This is a genomic window from Cellulosimicrobium funkei (assembly GCF_001019615.1).
Classification (GTDB): domain Bacteria; phylum Actinomycetota; class Actinomycetes; order Actinomycetales; family Cellulomonadaceae; genus Cellulosimicrobium; species Cellulosimicrobium cellulans_E.
Map to the genome: position 1 here is coordinate 49987 of NZ_JNBQ01000001.1, position 14978 is coordinate 64964.

General features: G+C 73.4%; 15 protein-coding genes. 7 read left to right on the forward strand and 8 right to left on the reverse strand.

Annotated elements, in window-relative coordinates:
* Positions 1-8: 8 nt before the first annotated feature.
* The 6 genes from FB00_RS00240 to FB00_RS00265 are packed head-to-tail and all read right to left on the reverse strand — an operon-like array spanning position 9 to position 6093.
* The gene (locus FB00_RS00240; RefSeq protein ID WP_197088703.1) at positions 9-1217 is read right to left on the reverse strand and encodes a Gfo/Idh/MocA family protein; all 1209 of its coding nucleotides are present in this window, start codon (positions 1215-1217) and stop codon (positions 9-11) included.
* Between the two features lie 8 nt (positions 1218-1225).
* Entirely contained in the window at positions 1226-2008 is a 783-nt protein-coding gene (locus FB00_RS00245; protein ID WP_231581644.1) for an ABC transporter ATP-binding protein, read from the reverse strand.
* Positions 2001-2759: an ABC transporter ATP-binding protein gene (locus FB00_RS00250; protein WP_047230870.1), complete on the reverse strand. Its 759-nt coding sequence runs from the start codon at positions 2757-2759 to the stop codon at positions 2001-2003. Before FB00_RS00250 ends, FB00_RS00245 begins: the two co-directional genes overlap by 8 nt.
* Positions 2756-3979, reverse strand: a complete 1224-nt coding sequence (locus FB00_RS00255; protein ID WP_231581645.1) for a branched-chain amino acid ABC transporter permease — start codon at positions 3977-3979, stop codon at positions 2756-2758. The genes FB00_RS00250 and FB00_RS00255 overlap by 4 nt, the downstream gene beginning before the upstream one ends.
* Positions 3963-4847: a branched-chain amino acid ABC transporter permease gene (locus FB00_RS00260; protein WP_047230871.1), complete on the reverse strand. Its 885-nt coding sequence runs from the start codon at positions 4845-4847 to the stop codon at positions 3963-3965. The genes FB00_RS00255 and FB00_RS00260 overlap by 17 nt, the downstream gene beginning before the upstream one ends.
* 7 nt (positions 4848-4854) lie before the next feature.
* Complete coding sequence (locus FB00_RS00265; RefSeq protein WP_172820070.1) at positions 4855-6093, reverse strand: amino acid ABC transporter substrate-binding protein; 1239 nt, start codon at positions 6091-6093, stop codon at positions 4855-4857.
* 217 nt (positions 6094-6310) lie between these two features.
* Between FB00_RS00265 and FB00_RS00270 the strand changes: the two genes are divergently transcribed.
* A complete protein-coding gene (locus FB00_RS00270; RefSeq protein WP_047230872.1) occupies positions 6311-7378 on the forward strand; it encodes a LacI family DNA-binding transcriptional regulator in 1068 nt (355 codons plus the stop codon).
* Between the two features lie 7 nt (positions 7379-7385).
* On the opposite strand, the gene FB00_RS00275 is transcribed toward FB00_RS00270, so the two are convergent.
* The gene (locus FB00_RS00275) at positions 7386-8234 is read right to left on the reverse strand and encodes a class I SAM-dependent methyltransferase (protein WP_197088704.1); all 849 of its coding nucleotides are present in this window, start codon (positions 8232-8234) and stop codon (positions 7386-7388) included.
* Between the two features lie 191 nt (positions 8235-8425).
* On the opposite strand from FB00_RS00275, the gene FB00_RS20780 reads away from it, so the two are divergent.
* From FB00_RS20780 to FB00_RS00290, 3 genes are read left to right on the forward strand one after another with little or no spacing between them, the layout of a single operon-like run.
* Entirely contained in the window at positions 8426-9430 is a 1005-nt protein-coding gene (locus FB00_RS20780) for a hypothetical protein (protein ID WP_144425538.1), read from the forward strand.
* The gene (locus FB00_RS00285; RefSeq protein ID WP_047230873.1) at positions 9427-10242 is read left to right on the forward strand and encodes a hypothetical protein; all 816 of its coding nucleotides are present in this window, start codon (positions 9427-9429) and stop codon (positions 10240-10242) included. The genes FB00_RS20780 and FB00_RS00285 overlap by 4 nt, the downstream gene beginning before the upstream one ends.
* 8 nt (positions 10243-10250) lie before the next feature.
* A complete protein-coding gene (locus FB00_RS00290; protein ID WP_047230874.1) occupies positions 10251-11009 on the forward strand; it encodes a hypothetical protein in 759 nt (252 codons plus the stop codon).
* A 28-nt stretch (positions 11010-11037) separates the two neighbouring features.
* On the opposite strand, the gene idi is transcribed toward FB00_RS00290, so the two are convergent.
* The gene (gene idi, locus FB00_RS00295) at positions 11038-11634 is read right to left on the reverse strand and encodes an isopentenyl-diphosphate Delta-isomerase (protein WP_047230875.1); all 597 of its coding nucleotides are present in this window, start codon (positions 11632-11634) and stop codon (positions 11038-11040) included.
* A gap of 233 nt (positions 11635-11867) precedes the next feature.
* Between idi and FB00_RS00300 the strand changes: the two genes are divergently transcribed.
* The 3 genes from FB00_RS00300 (at position 11868) to FB00_RS00310 (ending at position 14970) form a co-directional block, all read left to right on the forward strand.
* Positions 11868-12962: an iron chelate uptake ABC transporter family permease subunit gene (locus FB00_RS00300; protein ID WP_047230876.1), complete on the forward strand. Its 1095-nt coding sequence runs from the start codon at positions 11868-11870 to the stop codon at positions 12960-12962.
* A 53-nt stretch (positions 12963-13015) separates the two neighbouring features.
* Positions 13016-14065 carry an iron-enterobactin ABC transporter permease gene (fepG, locus tag FB00_RS00305; protein ID WP_082140880.1) on the forward strand — a complete coding sequence of 350 codons (1050 nt, stop codon included), beginning with the start codon at positions 13016-13018 and terminating at the stop codon, positions 14063-14065.
* Positions 14066-14187: 122 nt separating this feature from the next.
* Entirely contained in the window at positions 14188-14970 is a 783-nt protein-coding gene (locus tag FB00_RS00310) for an ABC transporter ATP-binding protein (RefSeq protein WP_047231185.1), read from the forward strand.
* Positions 14971-14978 lie beyond the last annotated feature (8 nt).

A 14978-nucleotide genomic window follows, 5' to 3' on the forward strand; every position in this document is an offset into this window, starting at 1 on the left:
GGCGCCGCTCACGCCCCGGCCCCGGACGCCGCGCCCAGCTCGACCCGCCGCCCCTCGCGCGACGACGTGTACCCCGCGTCCACGAGGCGCAGGCCGCGCACGCCGGCGTCGAAGTCGTAGGGGTGCGGGCGCCCGGCGTGGACGTCGCGCAGGAATTCCTCCCACTGCGCGCGGAACCCGTTGACGAACTCCTGGTTGTCCGGGATCTGCTCCCACTGGGCACGGAAGTCCTGGTCGGTGGGCAGGTCCGGGTTCCACACGGGCTTGGGCGTGCGGGCCCGGGACTGGATGCGGCACCCGAACAGCCCTGCCACCGCGGACCCGTGCGTCCCGTCGACCTGGAACTCGACGAGCTCGCCCCGGTCCACGCGCACCGCCCACGACGAGTTCACCTGCGCGAGGATCGGGCCGTCCGCCCCGGCGAGCTCGAAGATCCCGTACGCCGCGTCGTCGGCCGTCGCGGCGTAGGGCTTGCCGTGCTCGTCCCAGCGCTCGGGGATGTGGGTCACGGCCTTCGCCATGACCGCCTCGACCGGCCCGAACAGGTTCTCCAGCACGTAGTTCCAGTGGCAGAACATGTCGAGGACCATCCCGCCGCCGTCCTCGGCGCGGTAGTTCCAGCTGGGGCGCTGCGCGGGCTGCCAGTCGCCCTCGAACACCCAGTACCCGAACTCGCCGCGGACGGACAGGATGCGGCCGAAGAACCCGCCGTCGATGAGCCGTTTCAGCTTGAGCAGGCCGGGCAGGTACAGCTTGTCGTGCACGACGCCGTGGATCACCCCGGCCGCGCGCGCCGCCTCGGCGAGCTCCTCGCCCTCGGCGACGGACTCCGCGATCGGCTTCTCCGTGTACACATGCTTGCCGGCCGCGAGCGCCTTGAGGATCGCCTTGGTCCGTTCCGACGTGACCTGCGCGTCGAAGTAGATCGTGGCGGTCGGGTCCGCGAGCGCCGCGTCGAGGTCGGTCGTGTACTCGGCGACGCCGTGGCGCGCGGCGAGCTCCGCGAGCTTGGCGCGGTTGCGGCCCACGAGCACGGGCTCGACCTGGAGGCGCGTGCCGTCGTCGAGCTCGACGCCGCCGTCGTCCCGGATCGCGAGGATCGAGCGCACGAGGTGCTGGCGGTACCCCATGCGCCCGGTCACGCCGTTCATGACGATGCGCACGGTGCGGGTGGTCGGTCGGTCGCCCCCTGCGGCGTCCGTGGTCTGGCTGGTCATGCTGGCGGTCATCCGTTCTGCGAGAGCGAGCGCTCGGCGGGCCGGCCGCCGAGGTAGAGCTCGGAGAGCTGGGGGTCGGCGAGGAGCTCGGGCGCGGGTCCGGTGATGTGGACGCGGCCGAGGTCGAGCACGCACCCGATGTCCGCCGTCTCGAGCGCGCGGCGCGCGTTCTGCTCGACGAGCAGGACCGCGACGCCGGCGTCGCGCATGCGCACGACCTGCTCGAACACCGTCGACGTCGTCTTGGGGTCAAGGCCCATCGACGGCTCGTCGAGCAGCACGACCTCCGGGTTCACCATGAGCGAGCGTGCGAACTCGACCTGCTTCTGCTGCCCGCCGGAGAGCAGGCCCGCGAGCTGCTTCCACCGCTCGCCCACGATGGGGAAGAGGTTCTGCACGAACGCCACGCGCTCCGCGATCTTCTGCTTGTCGCGCAGGGTGTACGCGCCGAGGAGCACGTTCTCCGCGACCGTCATCTCGCGGAACACGCTGTGGCCCTGGAGCACGTGCGCCAGTCCGGACGTGAGCATCTCCTGCGGCCCCTGGCCCGTGACGTCGCGCCCGCCGACGAGGATGCGGCCCGAGCGCGGCTTGAGCAGCCCGCTCGCGACCTTGAGCACCGTCGACTTGCCCGCGCCGTTGGGCCCGACGAGGCACACGACCGTGGCTGCCGGGACCTTGATGGTCAGCCCGCGCAGCACCATCGCCGCGCGGCCGTACCCGGCCTGGATGTCGTCCAGCTCGAGGAGGTACTCCTGCTTCGCCCCCGTCCCGGGGGTCGGGTCAGACACCAAGGTAGGCCTCCAGCACTCGCGGGTCGGCTTGCACGACGGCGGGGGTGCCCTCGGCGATCGGCCGGCCACGGTCGAACACGATGACGTGGTGGGACAGGCTCATGACCATGTCCATGTTGTGCTCGACGACGAGGAACGTCTTGCCCTCGGCGTTGAGCTCCTGCACGAGCGTCCCGATGCGCCCGATGAGCGCGGGGTTCACGCCGCCCGCGGGCTCGTCGAGCATGATCGTGTCGGGGTCGCCCATGAGGACGCCTGCGAGCTCGAGCAGCTTCTGCTGCCCGTAGGACAGGTTGCGCGCCTCGACGTTCTCCAGGTGGTCGATGCCGACGCGCACGAGCAGCGCTCGCGCCTTGTCGATCTCCTCGGGGTTGCGCGCCCCGGCGAGCAGCTCGCGCACCGTCGTGCGCCGGACCGCGACGAGCATGTTCTCGAGGACGGTCATGCGGGGGAACACGCGGCAGAGCTGGAAGCTGCGCCCGATCCCGGCGCGCGCGATCTTGTGCGGCGCGCGCCGCGTGATGTCCTCGCCGCGGAACGTGACCGTGCCGGAGTCCGGCTTGATCATGCCCGTCACGCAGTTGAAGAACGTCGTCTTGCCCGACCCGTTCGGGCCGATGAGCGCGTTGATCTTGCCGTGCTGGAACGTGACCGTCGCGTCGCGGACGGCGTGGACGCCGCCGAACGACTTGGTGAGGCCGACGGTCTCGAGGTTGCGGGTCGTCGGGGGTGCGGTCGTCGTGCTCATCGGTCCTTCTCCTCTCCCGTGCCCTCCGCGGTCGGCTCGCCGTCCGCGTGCTGTCCCTGCTGCGTGACGGCGGCGGTCGGCTCGGCCGTCGGCTCGGCGGCCGCGGCGCGGTTGCGCTCGAGGAGCTCGGCCGCGGTCATCTCGCGGATCGAGGAGTCCTGCGGGCCGAAGCGCTTGAAGAGGGCCTGGGCCGCGGGGATGATCCCGTCCGGCATGAAGAGGACGACGACCCCGAGCAGCAGGGCGGTGGCGACGAGGTGGAACTGGGTGTCGCCGAACTCGAGCTTGAAGTACTCCAGCCCCGTGCCGACGACGACGGCGCCGAGGAGCGGGCCGAAGAGGTGCCGGACGCCGCCGAAGAGGGCCATGAGCACCATGTAGGAGCCGAGCATGATGGAGAACTGGAAGATCGGGTCGAGGTCGCCGAACCACAGGGCGTACATGCCGCCCGCGAGGCCGGTGAACGTCGCCGAGACGACGTAGGCGACGAGCTTGTAGTTGCGCGTCGGGACGCCGAGCGCCTGGGCCTTGTCCTCGTCCTCGCGGATCGCCTTGAGCCCGGTGCCGAAGCGCGAGCGGTCGATCGCCCACCACGCGACGAGCATGACGACGAGCAGCGCGGCGAACAGGTAGAAGAACGTGCGGTGGTGCTCGGGCCGCAGAAGGTCCGGGAACGGGCGCGGGACGACGAGGCCGTCGGAACCGCCCGTGAAGGACCCCCACGCCTGGAAGACGAGCAGCAGGATGAGGACGAACGAGATGGACACGATGACGAACGACGCGCCGCGCACGCGCAGCGCCGCGATCCCCACGGGGATGGTGACGAGCAGGACGAGCGCGCCGGCGACGAGCCACGCGACGAAGCTCGGGAGCCCGACGTCGCGGATCAGCAGGCCCGTGCCGTACGCACCGAGCCCGAAGAACGCGGCGTGGCCGAGCGAGACGTACCCCGTGAAACCGCCCATGAAGTTCCAGGCGGTCGCGGTGCACGCGTAGCTGAGGACGACGATGCCGGCCGACAGGATGTACGCGTTGGGCGCCATCGTCGGGAAGGCCAGGACGAGCACGGCGAGGACGACGAGCGCGGCGAGGCGGACGACGCGGCCCCAGGGGCGGCGTGCGGTGGGTGCGACGACGGCCGAGGCCGTGCTTGCGCCGTCGGGCACCGTGCGTGCGGCCGCGCGGCGGCTCGCGGGACGGGTGTCAGAAGCGTTGGGCAAGGCGACCTCCGAAGAATCCCTGGGGCCGCAGCATCAGCGTCGCGAACAGCGCGACGTAGAAGATGGTCTGCGCCCACGTGGTGCCGAGCGGCACCTGGAGCAGGCTCTGGCCGATGCCGAGCACCATGGCGGCGATCGCGGCGCCCGGGATCGACCCCAGGCCGCCGACGACGATGATCGCCATGAGCGGGCCGATCCAGTGCCAGTGCAGCGACGGGTAGATCGTCGCGTCGAGCGACAGCGCGGTCCCGCCGATCGCGGCGGTCGCGAGGCCGAGGCCGAAGCCGTAGCCCGCGACGCGGTCGGTCTTGATGCCGACGAGCTGCGCGGCCTCGCGGTGCTGGATCGTCGCGCGCAGCGCCTGGCCGAACCGGCTGTGCTTCATGAGCAGGTACAGCAGCGCGAGCGAGAGCGCCGCGAGCCCGAAGGCGACGAGCTTCACGACGGCGATCCGCGCCCCGAAGAACTCGATGCTCGCGCCCGAGTAGGGAAGCTGGATGCGCCGCTGCGTACCGCTCCAGACGAAGCCGATCATGCCCTCGATGAAGAGCGCGACGGCGAACGTGAGGAGGACGGACATCATCGTGAGCGTCGCGGGCCGCAGGCGCGTGATGAGCAGGCGCTGCATGCCCACGCCGACGAGGAAGAACAGCGGCACGGTGACGACGAGCGACAGCAGCGGGTCCATGCCGGTCTGCTGGTTGAAGAACCAGGCGAGGTACGCGGCGAGGATGAGGAACGCCGAGTGGGCGATCATCACGACGCGCATCACGCCGAAGTACAGGGTGAGGCCCGCTGCCAGGAGGGCGTAGAGCCCTCCCAGCAGCACGCCGAGCACGAGGCTCTGGAAGAGGAGCGTTCCTGTCACGAGGCGATCACCAGGCCGGCTTGGGGAAGACGAACTCGGCTTCCTTGGCGTCCTGCGGCAGGACGATCTGGATCTCGCCGTCCACGTACTGCTGGATGAGGTGGGCGCCCTGCGGCTTGCCCGTCTCGTCCCAGGTCAGCGGCCCGACGACGGTCTCGACCTCGTTGCTGCGCAGCCACGAGATGAGCTCCTGCTGGCACTCGCCCTGCTCGGCGCAGCCCACGGCCTCGACCGCGGCGGCGACGACCTGGCCGGTCGTGTACGCGTTGGCCTCGTCCTCGCCGGGCGGGTTGCCGTGCAGCTCCGTGTACCGCTCGACGAAGTCGACGTTGGACGGCCAGCTCGCGGTCTCGGTGTAGCCGGTGGGCGAGAGGATGCCCTCGGTCTTGGAGCCGATCGCCGCGGAGAACTCCGGGTTGGTCGGCGCGGTGGAGAACGCCGCGAGCTGCGGCTGGTAGTTGAGCTGCTGGAGGGCCACGATCAGGTTCACCGCGTCCTGGTACTGCGTGCCGCCGATGACCATGTCCGCGCCCGAGTCGTTGATCTTCGCGGCGATCGAGGAGAAGTCGGTCGTGTTGGGCGGGTACACCTCGTCGACGACGATCTCGAGACCGGCGTCGGCGAGCTTGTCGCGCAGGCCGTAGGCCGTGCCCTGGGCGAAGGGGTCGTCCATCGAGGCCACCGCGACCGTCTGCGGACGCTCGCCCTCGGGCATGTCGAGGATGTGGTCGGCGAGGTAGTTGTAGTGGTCGTCGGCGACGGCGGGGGCGGCGTAGAAGAGGTTCTCGAAGCCCTGCTCGAAGACCTCGTTCGCGGCGCCGGCCGGCTCGACGAAGAGCATCCCGTACTCCTCGGCGACGCGGGCGCTCGGCACGACCAGGCGCGTGGAGAACGGCCCGAACACGAGGTCGACCTCGTCCTGGGCGATGAGCGCCTCGTAGTCCTGGACCACGCGGTCCGCGTTGGACTGGTCGTCGAGGATCTTGAGCTCGACCTGCCGTCCGAGGAGGCCCCCGTCCTCGTTGACGAACTGCGCCCAGGCCTCGTACCCGCGCTGGACGCCCTTGCCGGGCTCGGAGAAGTCGCCGGTGAGCGGGAGGGAGATACCGATGACGATCGGGTCGTCGGACCCGCCGCCTCCGCCCTCGCCGTCGGACCCGCCGGAGCACGCCGTGAGGACGAGCGCCGTCGCGGACACGCCGGCCGCGAGGGCGAGCGCGCGGCGTGAACGGGGGCGGGTGGACATCCGTGGAGTCGACCGAGAATGCATGGACGTGACTCTCCCTACTTCGTCGTAGTGAAGACCTGAGGCCGTACTGCTCCGTACGAGACTGCTTGTTTGCGAAAGCGCTTTCGTAAGCGCTTCCGCTAGAGTACGGTGCGGACAGTGGATGTGGCAAGCGTCACGTCGGGGAGGGCCCTCGGGCCGCCGACCGGGCGACGCACGGACGAGCGGAGCAGGGGTGCGTCGAGAGGGTCGGACCACGAAGGGCCGGAGCGCGCTGCGGCTGGTCGACGTCGCCGAGCGCGCGGGCGTGTCGCTCGCGACCGCGTCGCGCGCGCTGTCGGGCAGCGACGGCGTCTCGGAGGTGCTCGCGGAGCACGTCCGCGAGGTCGCGACGGAGATGGGCTACATCGCCAACCCGCACGCGCGCACGCTCGCCGGGGGCACCACGTCGGTCGCGGGCCTGCTCGTCTACGAGATCGGCGACCCCTACTTCTCCGAGATCGCGAGCGGCGTCGTGCGCGTCGCGACCGAGCACGGCTGGAGCGTCCAGATCAGCCACACCGAGCGCGAGCCCAGCGCCGAGGTCACGCAGATCCGGCTCATGCGCGCGCACCGCGTGGGCGTCATCCTCGTCGCCGGGTCCGGGTACGTCGAGCCCGCGATGGAGGCCGACGCCGCGCGCGAGCTCGAGGCGTTCCAGGAGGCCGGGGGACGGGTCGTCGTCATCGGGCGGCACCACCTGCACAGCGACGCCGTGCTCCCGGACAGCGAGGCAGCGGCCGCGAGCCTCACGGACCACGTCCTCGGGCTGGGCCACCGCCGCCTGGCCATCGCCGCCGGACCCGAGCGGCTCACCACCGTCGCCGACCGCACCGCCGGCATCCGGAGCGCGGTCGCGGCCCACGGCCTCGACCCGGACGACCTGTTCGTCGTCCACGCGCCCTTCACGCGCGAGGGTGGGCGCGACGCCACGCAGCGGATCCTCGCCCAGCGCCCGGACACGACGGCGATCCTCGCGCTCAACGACGCCATGGCCACCGGGGTGCTCTCGCTCCTGCGCGAGCGCGGCGTCGTCGTGCCGCGCGACATGTCCGTCACCGGGTTCGACGACATCCAGGTCGCCCAGGACCTCGCACCCGCGCTGACCACGGTGCGCCTCCCGATGAGCGAGATGGGCGCGACGGCGTTCGAGCTGGCGCTCCGGCCGCCGTCGGGCCGACCGCGCCGCAAGCGCACCGACCACGAGCTCGTGGTCCGCGACTCCACGGCCCCACCCCGCCCCGGCCCGCTGTGGGCTGGGTGAGGGCGCCTCAGAAGGGCTTGCGGGCCACGACGAGGAAGCGCGGGGCCTCGTCGACGAACTCGTGGCCCGCGGCGAGGTGCAGGTGCAGGGCCCGCAGCGGCGCCTCGTACCGGGCGACCGCCTCGGGCGACAGCGAGGCGAGGTCGGGCACCTGCCATGCGATGAGCTTGAGGTACCAGAGCACGGACGACAGGTCGCGGAAGCGGCGCAGCCCCTCGTGCTCACGCGCCACGTCGACGACGAAGCCCGCGTCCCGCAGCACCTCGACCGCGGCCTCGAGCGTCACCGAGTCCGGGTCCCACGGCAGCTCGACGCCGAGCGCCGTGTTGAGGCGCAGGCCGTCGCGGGTGTCGACCTGCTGGGTGATGAACACCCCGCCCGGCTCGAGCACGCGCAGCACCTCGTCGGGGTCGAACTCCTCGTGCCGGTCCAGCACGACCGCGAACTGGCCGTCGAAGAACGGCAGGAGCTGCTCGTCGTCGCCCTCCACGGACCGCACCTCGACGCCCAGGGGCTCGAGCCGGCGTCGGGCCACGGGCAGGTTGGGCGCCCAGCCCTCCGTCGCCGCCGACCCGGCGGGCAGCGGTCCCAGCGTGGACAGGAGCTCGCCGCCGCCGGTCCCCAGGTCGAGCACCGGGCCGCGGCCGCTGCCGACCAGCTCGCGCGCGAGCGCGGCGTAGTCCCACGGCAGCGGGTCCTCGACGACGCGCTCCGCCACGGGCGAGAGGTCGAACCCGACCACCGGCACGGCACGGGCCCAGGCGACGTGCTCCTCGAACGAGGCGTCCCGGGCGGGGACGGGCACGTCGGTCGCCCGGTCGGAGGTGGCGGGGGTGTCGGGGACCGCGGCAGGCATGGGTCGATTGTCACCCGCCCCGGCGCCGACGCCGAACGCGCACGCCGAGCCGGCAGAGACCCGACGGGGAGTCCTCCCCATCGCCGCGAGGCGCGTGCGCGCGGTAGCCTCCCCGATGCCCGTTTCGTGCGTTCCGTGACGCACGGGGCGCGGCGGGGACACGGATCGACCGACGAGGGGACGAGGACGACGTGAGCGGGATGTGGGGCGCCGACGTCACCGAGCTGAGGAGGCTCGCGCAGTCGCTGCGCTCCGCCTCCGACCAGCTCGTGAGCACGACGTCCGAGGTCAGCGGCCTCGTGGAGGCCGCCGGCCGGTGGCAGGGTGGGGACGCCGACCAGTTCCGGGGCGAGTGGACCGGGTCCTCGGTGGCGCTCCTGCGCGGGGTGAGCCAGACGCTCGCCGAGGCGTCGCAGGCGGTGCTGCGCAACGCCGACGAGCAGTACCTGACGAGCACCGAGGGCGGCACGATCCCGTCTCCCGGCGTGCCCGGCCCGGGCGTGCCCACGGGCCCCGGCGGCGGGCCGCTCGGTGGCGGGACCCCGCTCGCCGGGTCGATCTGGGACGTCGGTGAGACCCTCGTGGAGGCGGGGACGTACGTCCTCGACGGGCTGAAGGCCTGGAAGGTCGGCCAGTCCCTCACCGCGTTCCTCCAGGCCAGCCGCCTCGCCGACCTGTCCGACGCCGCCGCGAGCGCGTCGGTCTTCGCGCGCGGCATGGTCCTCGACGACGCGATGGGGTTCCTGGGCGGGCTCGGGACGGCGGGCCGGCTCGTGGGCGGCGTCGGCGGCCTGTTCGGCGTCATCGGCGGCGTCAACCAGATGTTCAACACCGAGTACGACGGCGTCCGGGGCGGCGTCGACCGCGTCATGGGCGGCCTGTCGGTCGTGGGCGGCGCGGGGACGATGCTCATGATGGCGGGCATGCTCACCAATCCCGTGGGCATCGGGATCGTGGTGGGCGCGGGCGTCGTCGCGGGCGCCTGGGCGCTGGGGAACCTGGTCGTCGACAACTGGGACGCGATCTCCGGGTTCGCCACCAACCCCGGCCCGTACCTCGCCGACGGGTGGAACACCGTGACGGACTTCGCGGGCGACGCGGTCGATACGATCGGGGACGTCGCGTCCGACGTCGGGGACGCGATCGGCGACGGCCTCTCCGCCGCCGGTGACTTCGTCGGAGGGCTCTTCTCGTGACCCAGCAGACCATGCGGTGGTCCGCGTCGGACATCGCCGCGGCCGAGAGCGCGCTGGAACGGGCCGTCGCGGGCGAGGTCACGCACGTCGTCACGCTCACCGACGAGGAGATCGTCATCCTCGACGGGCTCCAGAACCCCCAGCTCGTGGCGGTCCCGTGGCTCGACGCGCAGGAGGGCGCGGACCGCGCGCTCGTGGGCCGCGTCGCGCTCCGCTCGCTCCTCGCCCGCGGCATGGTCGTGCCGAGCGAGGACGCGGCCGCGGCCGAGCCCGTGGACGGCCGGCCGGCCGTCGGCATCGAGGCCGTCCCGGAGATCACGGGTCCGCTCGTCCTGCGCCGCACGGCGAACGCGATCCTGTCCGTCGAGCGCACGACGTCGCTCGGCCGGCACTGGGTGTACGTCTACCTCCACGAGGACGACCGCGTGCTCGAGGAGGAGGTCGCCCCCAGCGGCCACCACGCGTTCAGCGTCTACCCGTTGTCCGAGCTCGCGGGTCGGCTCGCGGTCTTCGTCGACCCGGCCTCCCAGGCCCTGCTCGACGGTCGCTCCCAGACGTTCACGCCCGACGACTTCGCCGCCCGGGCGTCGAGCCTGCCGGAGCTCGCGGGAGCGCTGGCCGTGACGACGCTCGGCGCGGTGCACGCGGGCTCCGACGTCCTGGAGCAGGTGAGCGTCTACGCGACCCCCGACGGCGTGTACACCGTCCGGGGCGGCGAGCACGGGGCCGACGGCGCACCGACGTCGCTCACGCTCTCCGAGGTCGGGGCGGCCACGGTCCGCCGTCTCCCGCTCGAGCTGCTCGGCCGATGAGCGGGCCGATGGCGGGGACCGTGACCGGTGCGCGCGCGACGCGCAAGGTGCGCCACCACGCCGAGCTGTCGGGCCTCGGCACGGTCCGGCACGTGTCGGCGGCGACGCCGAACGCCCCGGCGTGGGCGGTGACGGTGGTCGTGGTGCTCGTGTTCTCCGTCGGGCCGGCGCTCGTGGGGAACGCGGGGCCCGCCGCGATCGGCTACCTCCTGCCGTCGTTCGCGGCGATCGCCGCCGTGATCCTCTGGTTCCTCGGGTCCGAGAAGCTGGTCGTGCTTGACCACGGGATCCTCGTCGGCTCGTTCGCCCCGTTCCTGCGTCCGGTCGCGGTGCCCTTCGCGGCATTCGACGTGCGGACCGTGCGCGCCGCCGTCGCGAGCCCGCGCACCCTCGGTCTGCTGCTCACCGACCGCGGCGTGTCGACGGCGTCGCGCACCGTGGTCTGGTCGCGCCGCACCGTGACCTTCGTGGGGGTCGCGCCGAGCCAGCTCCGGCAGGCGCGCGCGCGGGGGCTGCACGTCGACCTCGCGACCGCGACGGCCGTCGACCTCTGGGTCTTCTCGGCCCGCGACCCGCGTCGCCAGGAGCAGGTCGTCCGCGCGCTGGGCGACGCCACGCGCGCGGCCGGGGTGCCGGGCGCGGAGCAGGTCGAGGCGCTCGCCCTGCCCGCGCAGCCCGTGCAGGTGTCGCCGCAGGGCGCGGACCGTCTCGCGGTCCCGGAGCGGCTGCGCAGCGCGCGGGCGCGGCACCCGCAGACGACGCGCTGAGCGCCTCGCGGGCGGTCGACCGCCGGCGTCAGGCGGAGGTGGGTCCGAACGCCGCGGCGAGGCGCGCCGTCGGGCCGTCGCCCTCGGTGCTCGCGGCGCCGAGAGCGGCGACCTGGAGCACCATCCACGGGCTGAACGCCCACGGGGTGGCGGCGACCGCGCGCGCGACGTCGCGCGGGTCCGCCCAGGCGGTCTCCATGACCTCGTCGGGGTTCGGCTCGACCGTGCCCGCCGCGCGCGCCGCGTAGACCGGGCAGATCTCGTTCTCCACGACGCCGGAGGCGTCGACGGCGCGATAGCGGAAGCCCGGCACCGCGACCTCGAGGCCCGCGATCTCGAGCTCGAGCTCGTGCCGCGCGTGGCGGACGATCGACTCCTCGGTGGTCTCGGTCCAGCGCGGGTGCCCGCAGAAGGAGTTGGTCCACACCCCCGGCCACGTGCGCTTCGCGAGCGCGCGCCGCGTGAGCAGGAGGCGGCCCGCGTCGTCCAGGACATAGCAGGAGAAGGCCAGGTGGAGGGGCGTCTCGGTCGTGTGGACCGCGGCGCGCTCGAAGGTGCCGGTCCGTCGACCCTGGTCGTCGACGGTGACGACGTGGTCGGCGGCGACGGGGACGTGCGAGGTCATGCGGCCACTCTCGCACACGCCGGTCCGGGACGGGGAAACGCTGTCAGGAGTCGGTGGGACGCCCGTGGCGGGGCCCGGGGGGGGAGGGTCGGGCGCGGCGCGGCCGTGAGGGGAGTCACCCCGACGGCTCGTCGCACCGTCTTGCCGAGCCCACCCCGGAGTGAATTAAGGTGAGGGTAACCTCACTCGCAGACGACCGACCGGGCACGCGCCCCCGAGCAGATCCGAGCACCATGACCTCGCCCGCGACCGCCGACGCGCCGGCCGGCGTCCCCGACGGGACGCTCCGGCCCGCGACGGACCGCGACGACCGACCGGCCGGGGTCGCCCGCACCAACGCGGGGCGCAGCCTCGGGCTCCTCGTCGCCGTCGTGGTCCTCGTGCTCGCGATCGTGCTCAGCCTGGTCGTCGGCTCCAAGCCGGTCCCGCTCGGCACCGTCTGGGACGCGCTCACCGGGTACGACGGCTCGGGCGACCACGTGATCATCCGCGACCTGCGGCTGCCGCGCACGATCGTCGGCCTCCTGGTCGGCGCCGCGCTCGGGGTCTCGGGCGGGCTCATCCAGGCCATGACGCGCAACCCGCTGGCCGACCCGGGCATCCTCGGCGTCAACGCCGGAGCCGCGTTCGCCGTCGTGCTCGCGGTCGCGTTCCTCGGGTTCACGGACATCCAGTCCTTCATCTGGTTCGCGTTCGCCGGGGCGGTCGTGGCGACCGTCGCGGTCTACGCCATCGGGTCGCAGGGGCGCGGGGGAGCGACGCCGGTGCGCCTGACCCTCGCGGGCGTCGCGCTCGGGGCGGTCCTGGGCGGCATCTCGCAGGGCATCACGCTGCTCGACCCCGCGGCGTTCGACCGCATGCGCTTCTGGGGTGCCGGCTCGCTCGCCGGGCGCACGATGGAGATGGCCGGCACGATCGCGCCGTTCGTCGTGGTCGGGCTCGTCATCGCGCTCGTCGTCGCCCGCCCGCTCAACACCATCGCGCTCGGCGACGACCTCGCGAGCTCGCTCGGCGCCCACGTCGGGCGCACGCGCATCCTCGTCGGCGTCGCGGTCATGCTGCTGTGCGGCGCCGCGACGGCGGCCGCCGGGCCGATCGCGTTCGTCGGGCTCATGGTGCCGCACGTCGCGCGCTGGACGGTCGGCCCCGACCAGCGCTGGATCCTCCCGTACTCGGCCGTGCTCGCGCCGGTCCTGCTGCTCGTGTCCGACGTCGTCGGCCGCGTCGTCGTCATGCCCGGCGAGCTCCAGGTCGGGATCGTCACCGCGTTCGTCGGCGCCCCCGCCCTCATCGCGCTCGTGCGCCGCTCGAAGGCGAGCGGGCTGTGAGCGCCCCGGTCCGGGACGACGCGCCCGTAGGCCCGTCCGTGCGCGGCGGCGGCGTGCACCGCGTCGACTTCGGCCGCCCCACGCGGGTGGTGCGCGCACTCGGCGGCCGCGCGAGCCTCCGGCTCGACCTGCGCACGCTCGGCGTGTGCGCGGTGCTGCTGCTCGTCGCGCTCGCGATCGGCGTCGTCGCGCTGACCACCGGCGACTACCCGCTCACGGTCCCGCAGGTCCTCCAGGCGCTCGTGGGGGCGGCCGACGGTCCCGTCCACATGGTCGTCGTGGAGTGGCGCCTGCCGCGCGCGCTCATGGCGCTCGTGCTCGGGGCGGCGCTCGGCGCGAGCGGCGCGATCTTCCAGTCCCTCACGCGCAACCCGCTCGGCAGCCCCGACGTCATCGGGTTCAACACCGGCGCGTACACGGGCGCGCTCGTCGTCATCATGCTGCTCGGCGGCGGGTACGTCGGTGTCGCGGCGGGCGCGCTCGTCGGCGGCATCGTCACCGCGGGGGTCGTGTACCTCCTGGCGTACCGGCGCGGGGTCCAGGGGTTCCGGCTCATCATCGTCGGCATCGCCGTGTCCGCGATGCTCGCGTCCGTCAACCAGTGGCTCATCATCAAGGCGGACCTCGAGACCGCGATGGCGGCCGCCGTGTGGGGCGCCGGGTCGCTCAACGGCATGACCTGGGCGCAGGCCGTGCCCGCGTGCGTGCTCGCGGCGCTCCTCGCGCTGCCGCTCGTGTGGCTCGCGCCGCGCATGGGGCTGCTGGAGCTCGGGGACGACGCCGCGGCCGCCCTCGGCCTGCGCAGCGAGCGGGTGCGCCTCGCCCTCGTCATCGTCGGCGTCGCGCTCACGGCGCTCGTCACCGCGGCGGCCGGGCCCATCGCGTTCGTCGCGCTCGCCGCCCCGCAGCTCGCGCGCCGCCTCACGGGCGCCGCGGGCGTGCGGATCCTCCCCGCCGCCGTCATGGGCGCCGTCCTGCTCGCGGCGAGCGACCTCGTCGCCCAGCGCGCGTTCGCGCCCACCCAGCTCCCGGTCGGCGTCGTCACCGTGAGCGTCGGCGGCGCCTACCTCGTCTGGCTCCTCGTGCGCGAGGCCCGCAAGTGACCACCAACCCGCAGACCGGAAGGACCCCGGTGGCTCTCACGAACCTCGCGGCCGCCCCGAGCGACACCGTCGCCGCCGCGTCGACCGACGCGCGCGCGGCCCGCGTCCCGCCCGCGGACCGCCTGCACGCCGAGGGGATCACGGTCGGCTACGACGACCGCGTCATCTCCTCCGACCTCGACGTGAGCATCCCCGACGGGTCGTTCACGGTGATCGTCGGGCCGAACGCGTGCGGCAAGTCGACGCTGCTGCGCGCGCTGTCGCGCCTGCTCAAGCCGTCGCGGGGGCAGGTCGTGCTCGACGGCCGCTCGATCTCCTCGATCCCCGCGAAGGAGGTCGCGCGCCGCCTCGGACTCCTGCCGCAGTCGTCGATCGCCCCCGAGGGCATCACTGTCGCCGACCTCGTCGCACGCGGGCGCTACCCGCACCAGAAGCTCCTGCGGCAGTGGTCGCGCGAGGACGAGGCCGCGGTGGTCGGCGCGCTCGCCGCGACCGGGACGACCGAGCTCTCGGGCCGCCTGGTCGACGAGCTCTCCGGCGGGCAGCGCCAGCGCGTGTGGGTCGCCATGGTCCTCGCGCAGGAGACGCCCATCCTCCTGCTCGACGAGCCGACGACGTTCCTCGACATCGCGCACCAGATCGAGCTGCTGGAGCTGTGCGCCGACCTCAACCGCGACCGCGGGCACACGCTCGTCGCGGTCCTGCACGACCTCAACCACGCGTGCCGCTACGCGACCCACCTCATCGCCATGAAGGACGGCGCGGTCGTCGCCGAGGGCGCGCCGGCCGAGGTCGTGACGGCCGAGCTGGTCGAGGACGTGTTCGGCCTGCCCTGCCGCATCATCGCCGACCCCGTGACGGGAACGCCGCTCGTCGTGCCCGAGGGTCGTCCCCGCCGCGCCTGACCGCGGCC

Excerpts from the sequence above, each read along its gene's own strand:
- FB00_RS00240 (WP_197088703.1), bottom strand. The coding sequence starts at position 1,217 with ATGACCAGCCAGACCACGGACGCCGCAGGGGGCGACCGACCGACCACC.
- FB00_RS00250 (WP_047230870.1), bottom strand. The coding sequence starts at position 2,759 with ATGAGCACGACGACCGCACCCCCGACGACCCGCAACCTCGAGACCGTC.
- FB00_RS00265 (WP_172820070.1), bottom strand. The coding sequence starts at position 6,093 with ATGTCCACCCGCCCCCGTTCACGCCGCGCGCTCGCCCTCGCGGCCGGC.
- FB00_RS00275 (WP_197088704.1), bottom strand. The coding sequence starts at position 8,234 with ATGCCTGCCGCGGTCCCCGACACCCCCGCCACCTCCGACCGGGCGACC.
- FB00_RS00290 (WP_047230874.1), top strand. The coding sequence starts at position 10,251 with ATGGCGGGGACCGTGACCGGTGCGCGCGCGACGCGCAAGGTGCGCCAC.
- idi (WP_047230875.1), bottom strand. The coding sequence starts at position 11,634 with ATGACCTCGCACGTCCCCGTCGCCGCCGACCACGTCGTCACCGTCGAC.
- FB00_RS00300 (WP_047230876.1), top strand. The coding sequence starts at position 11,868 with ATGACCTCGCCCGCGACCGCCGACGCGCCGGCCGGCGTCCCCGACGGG.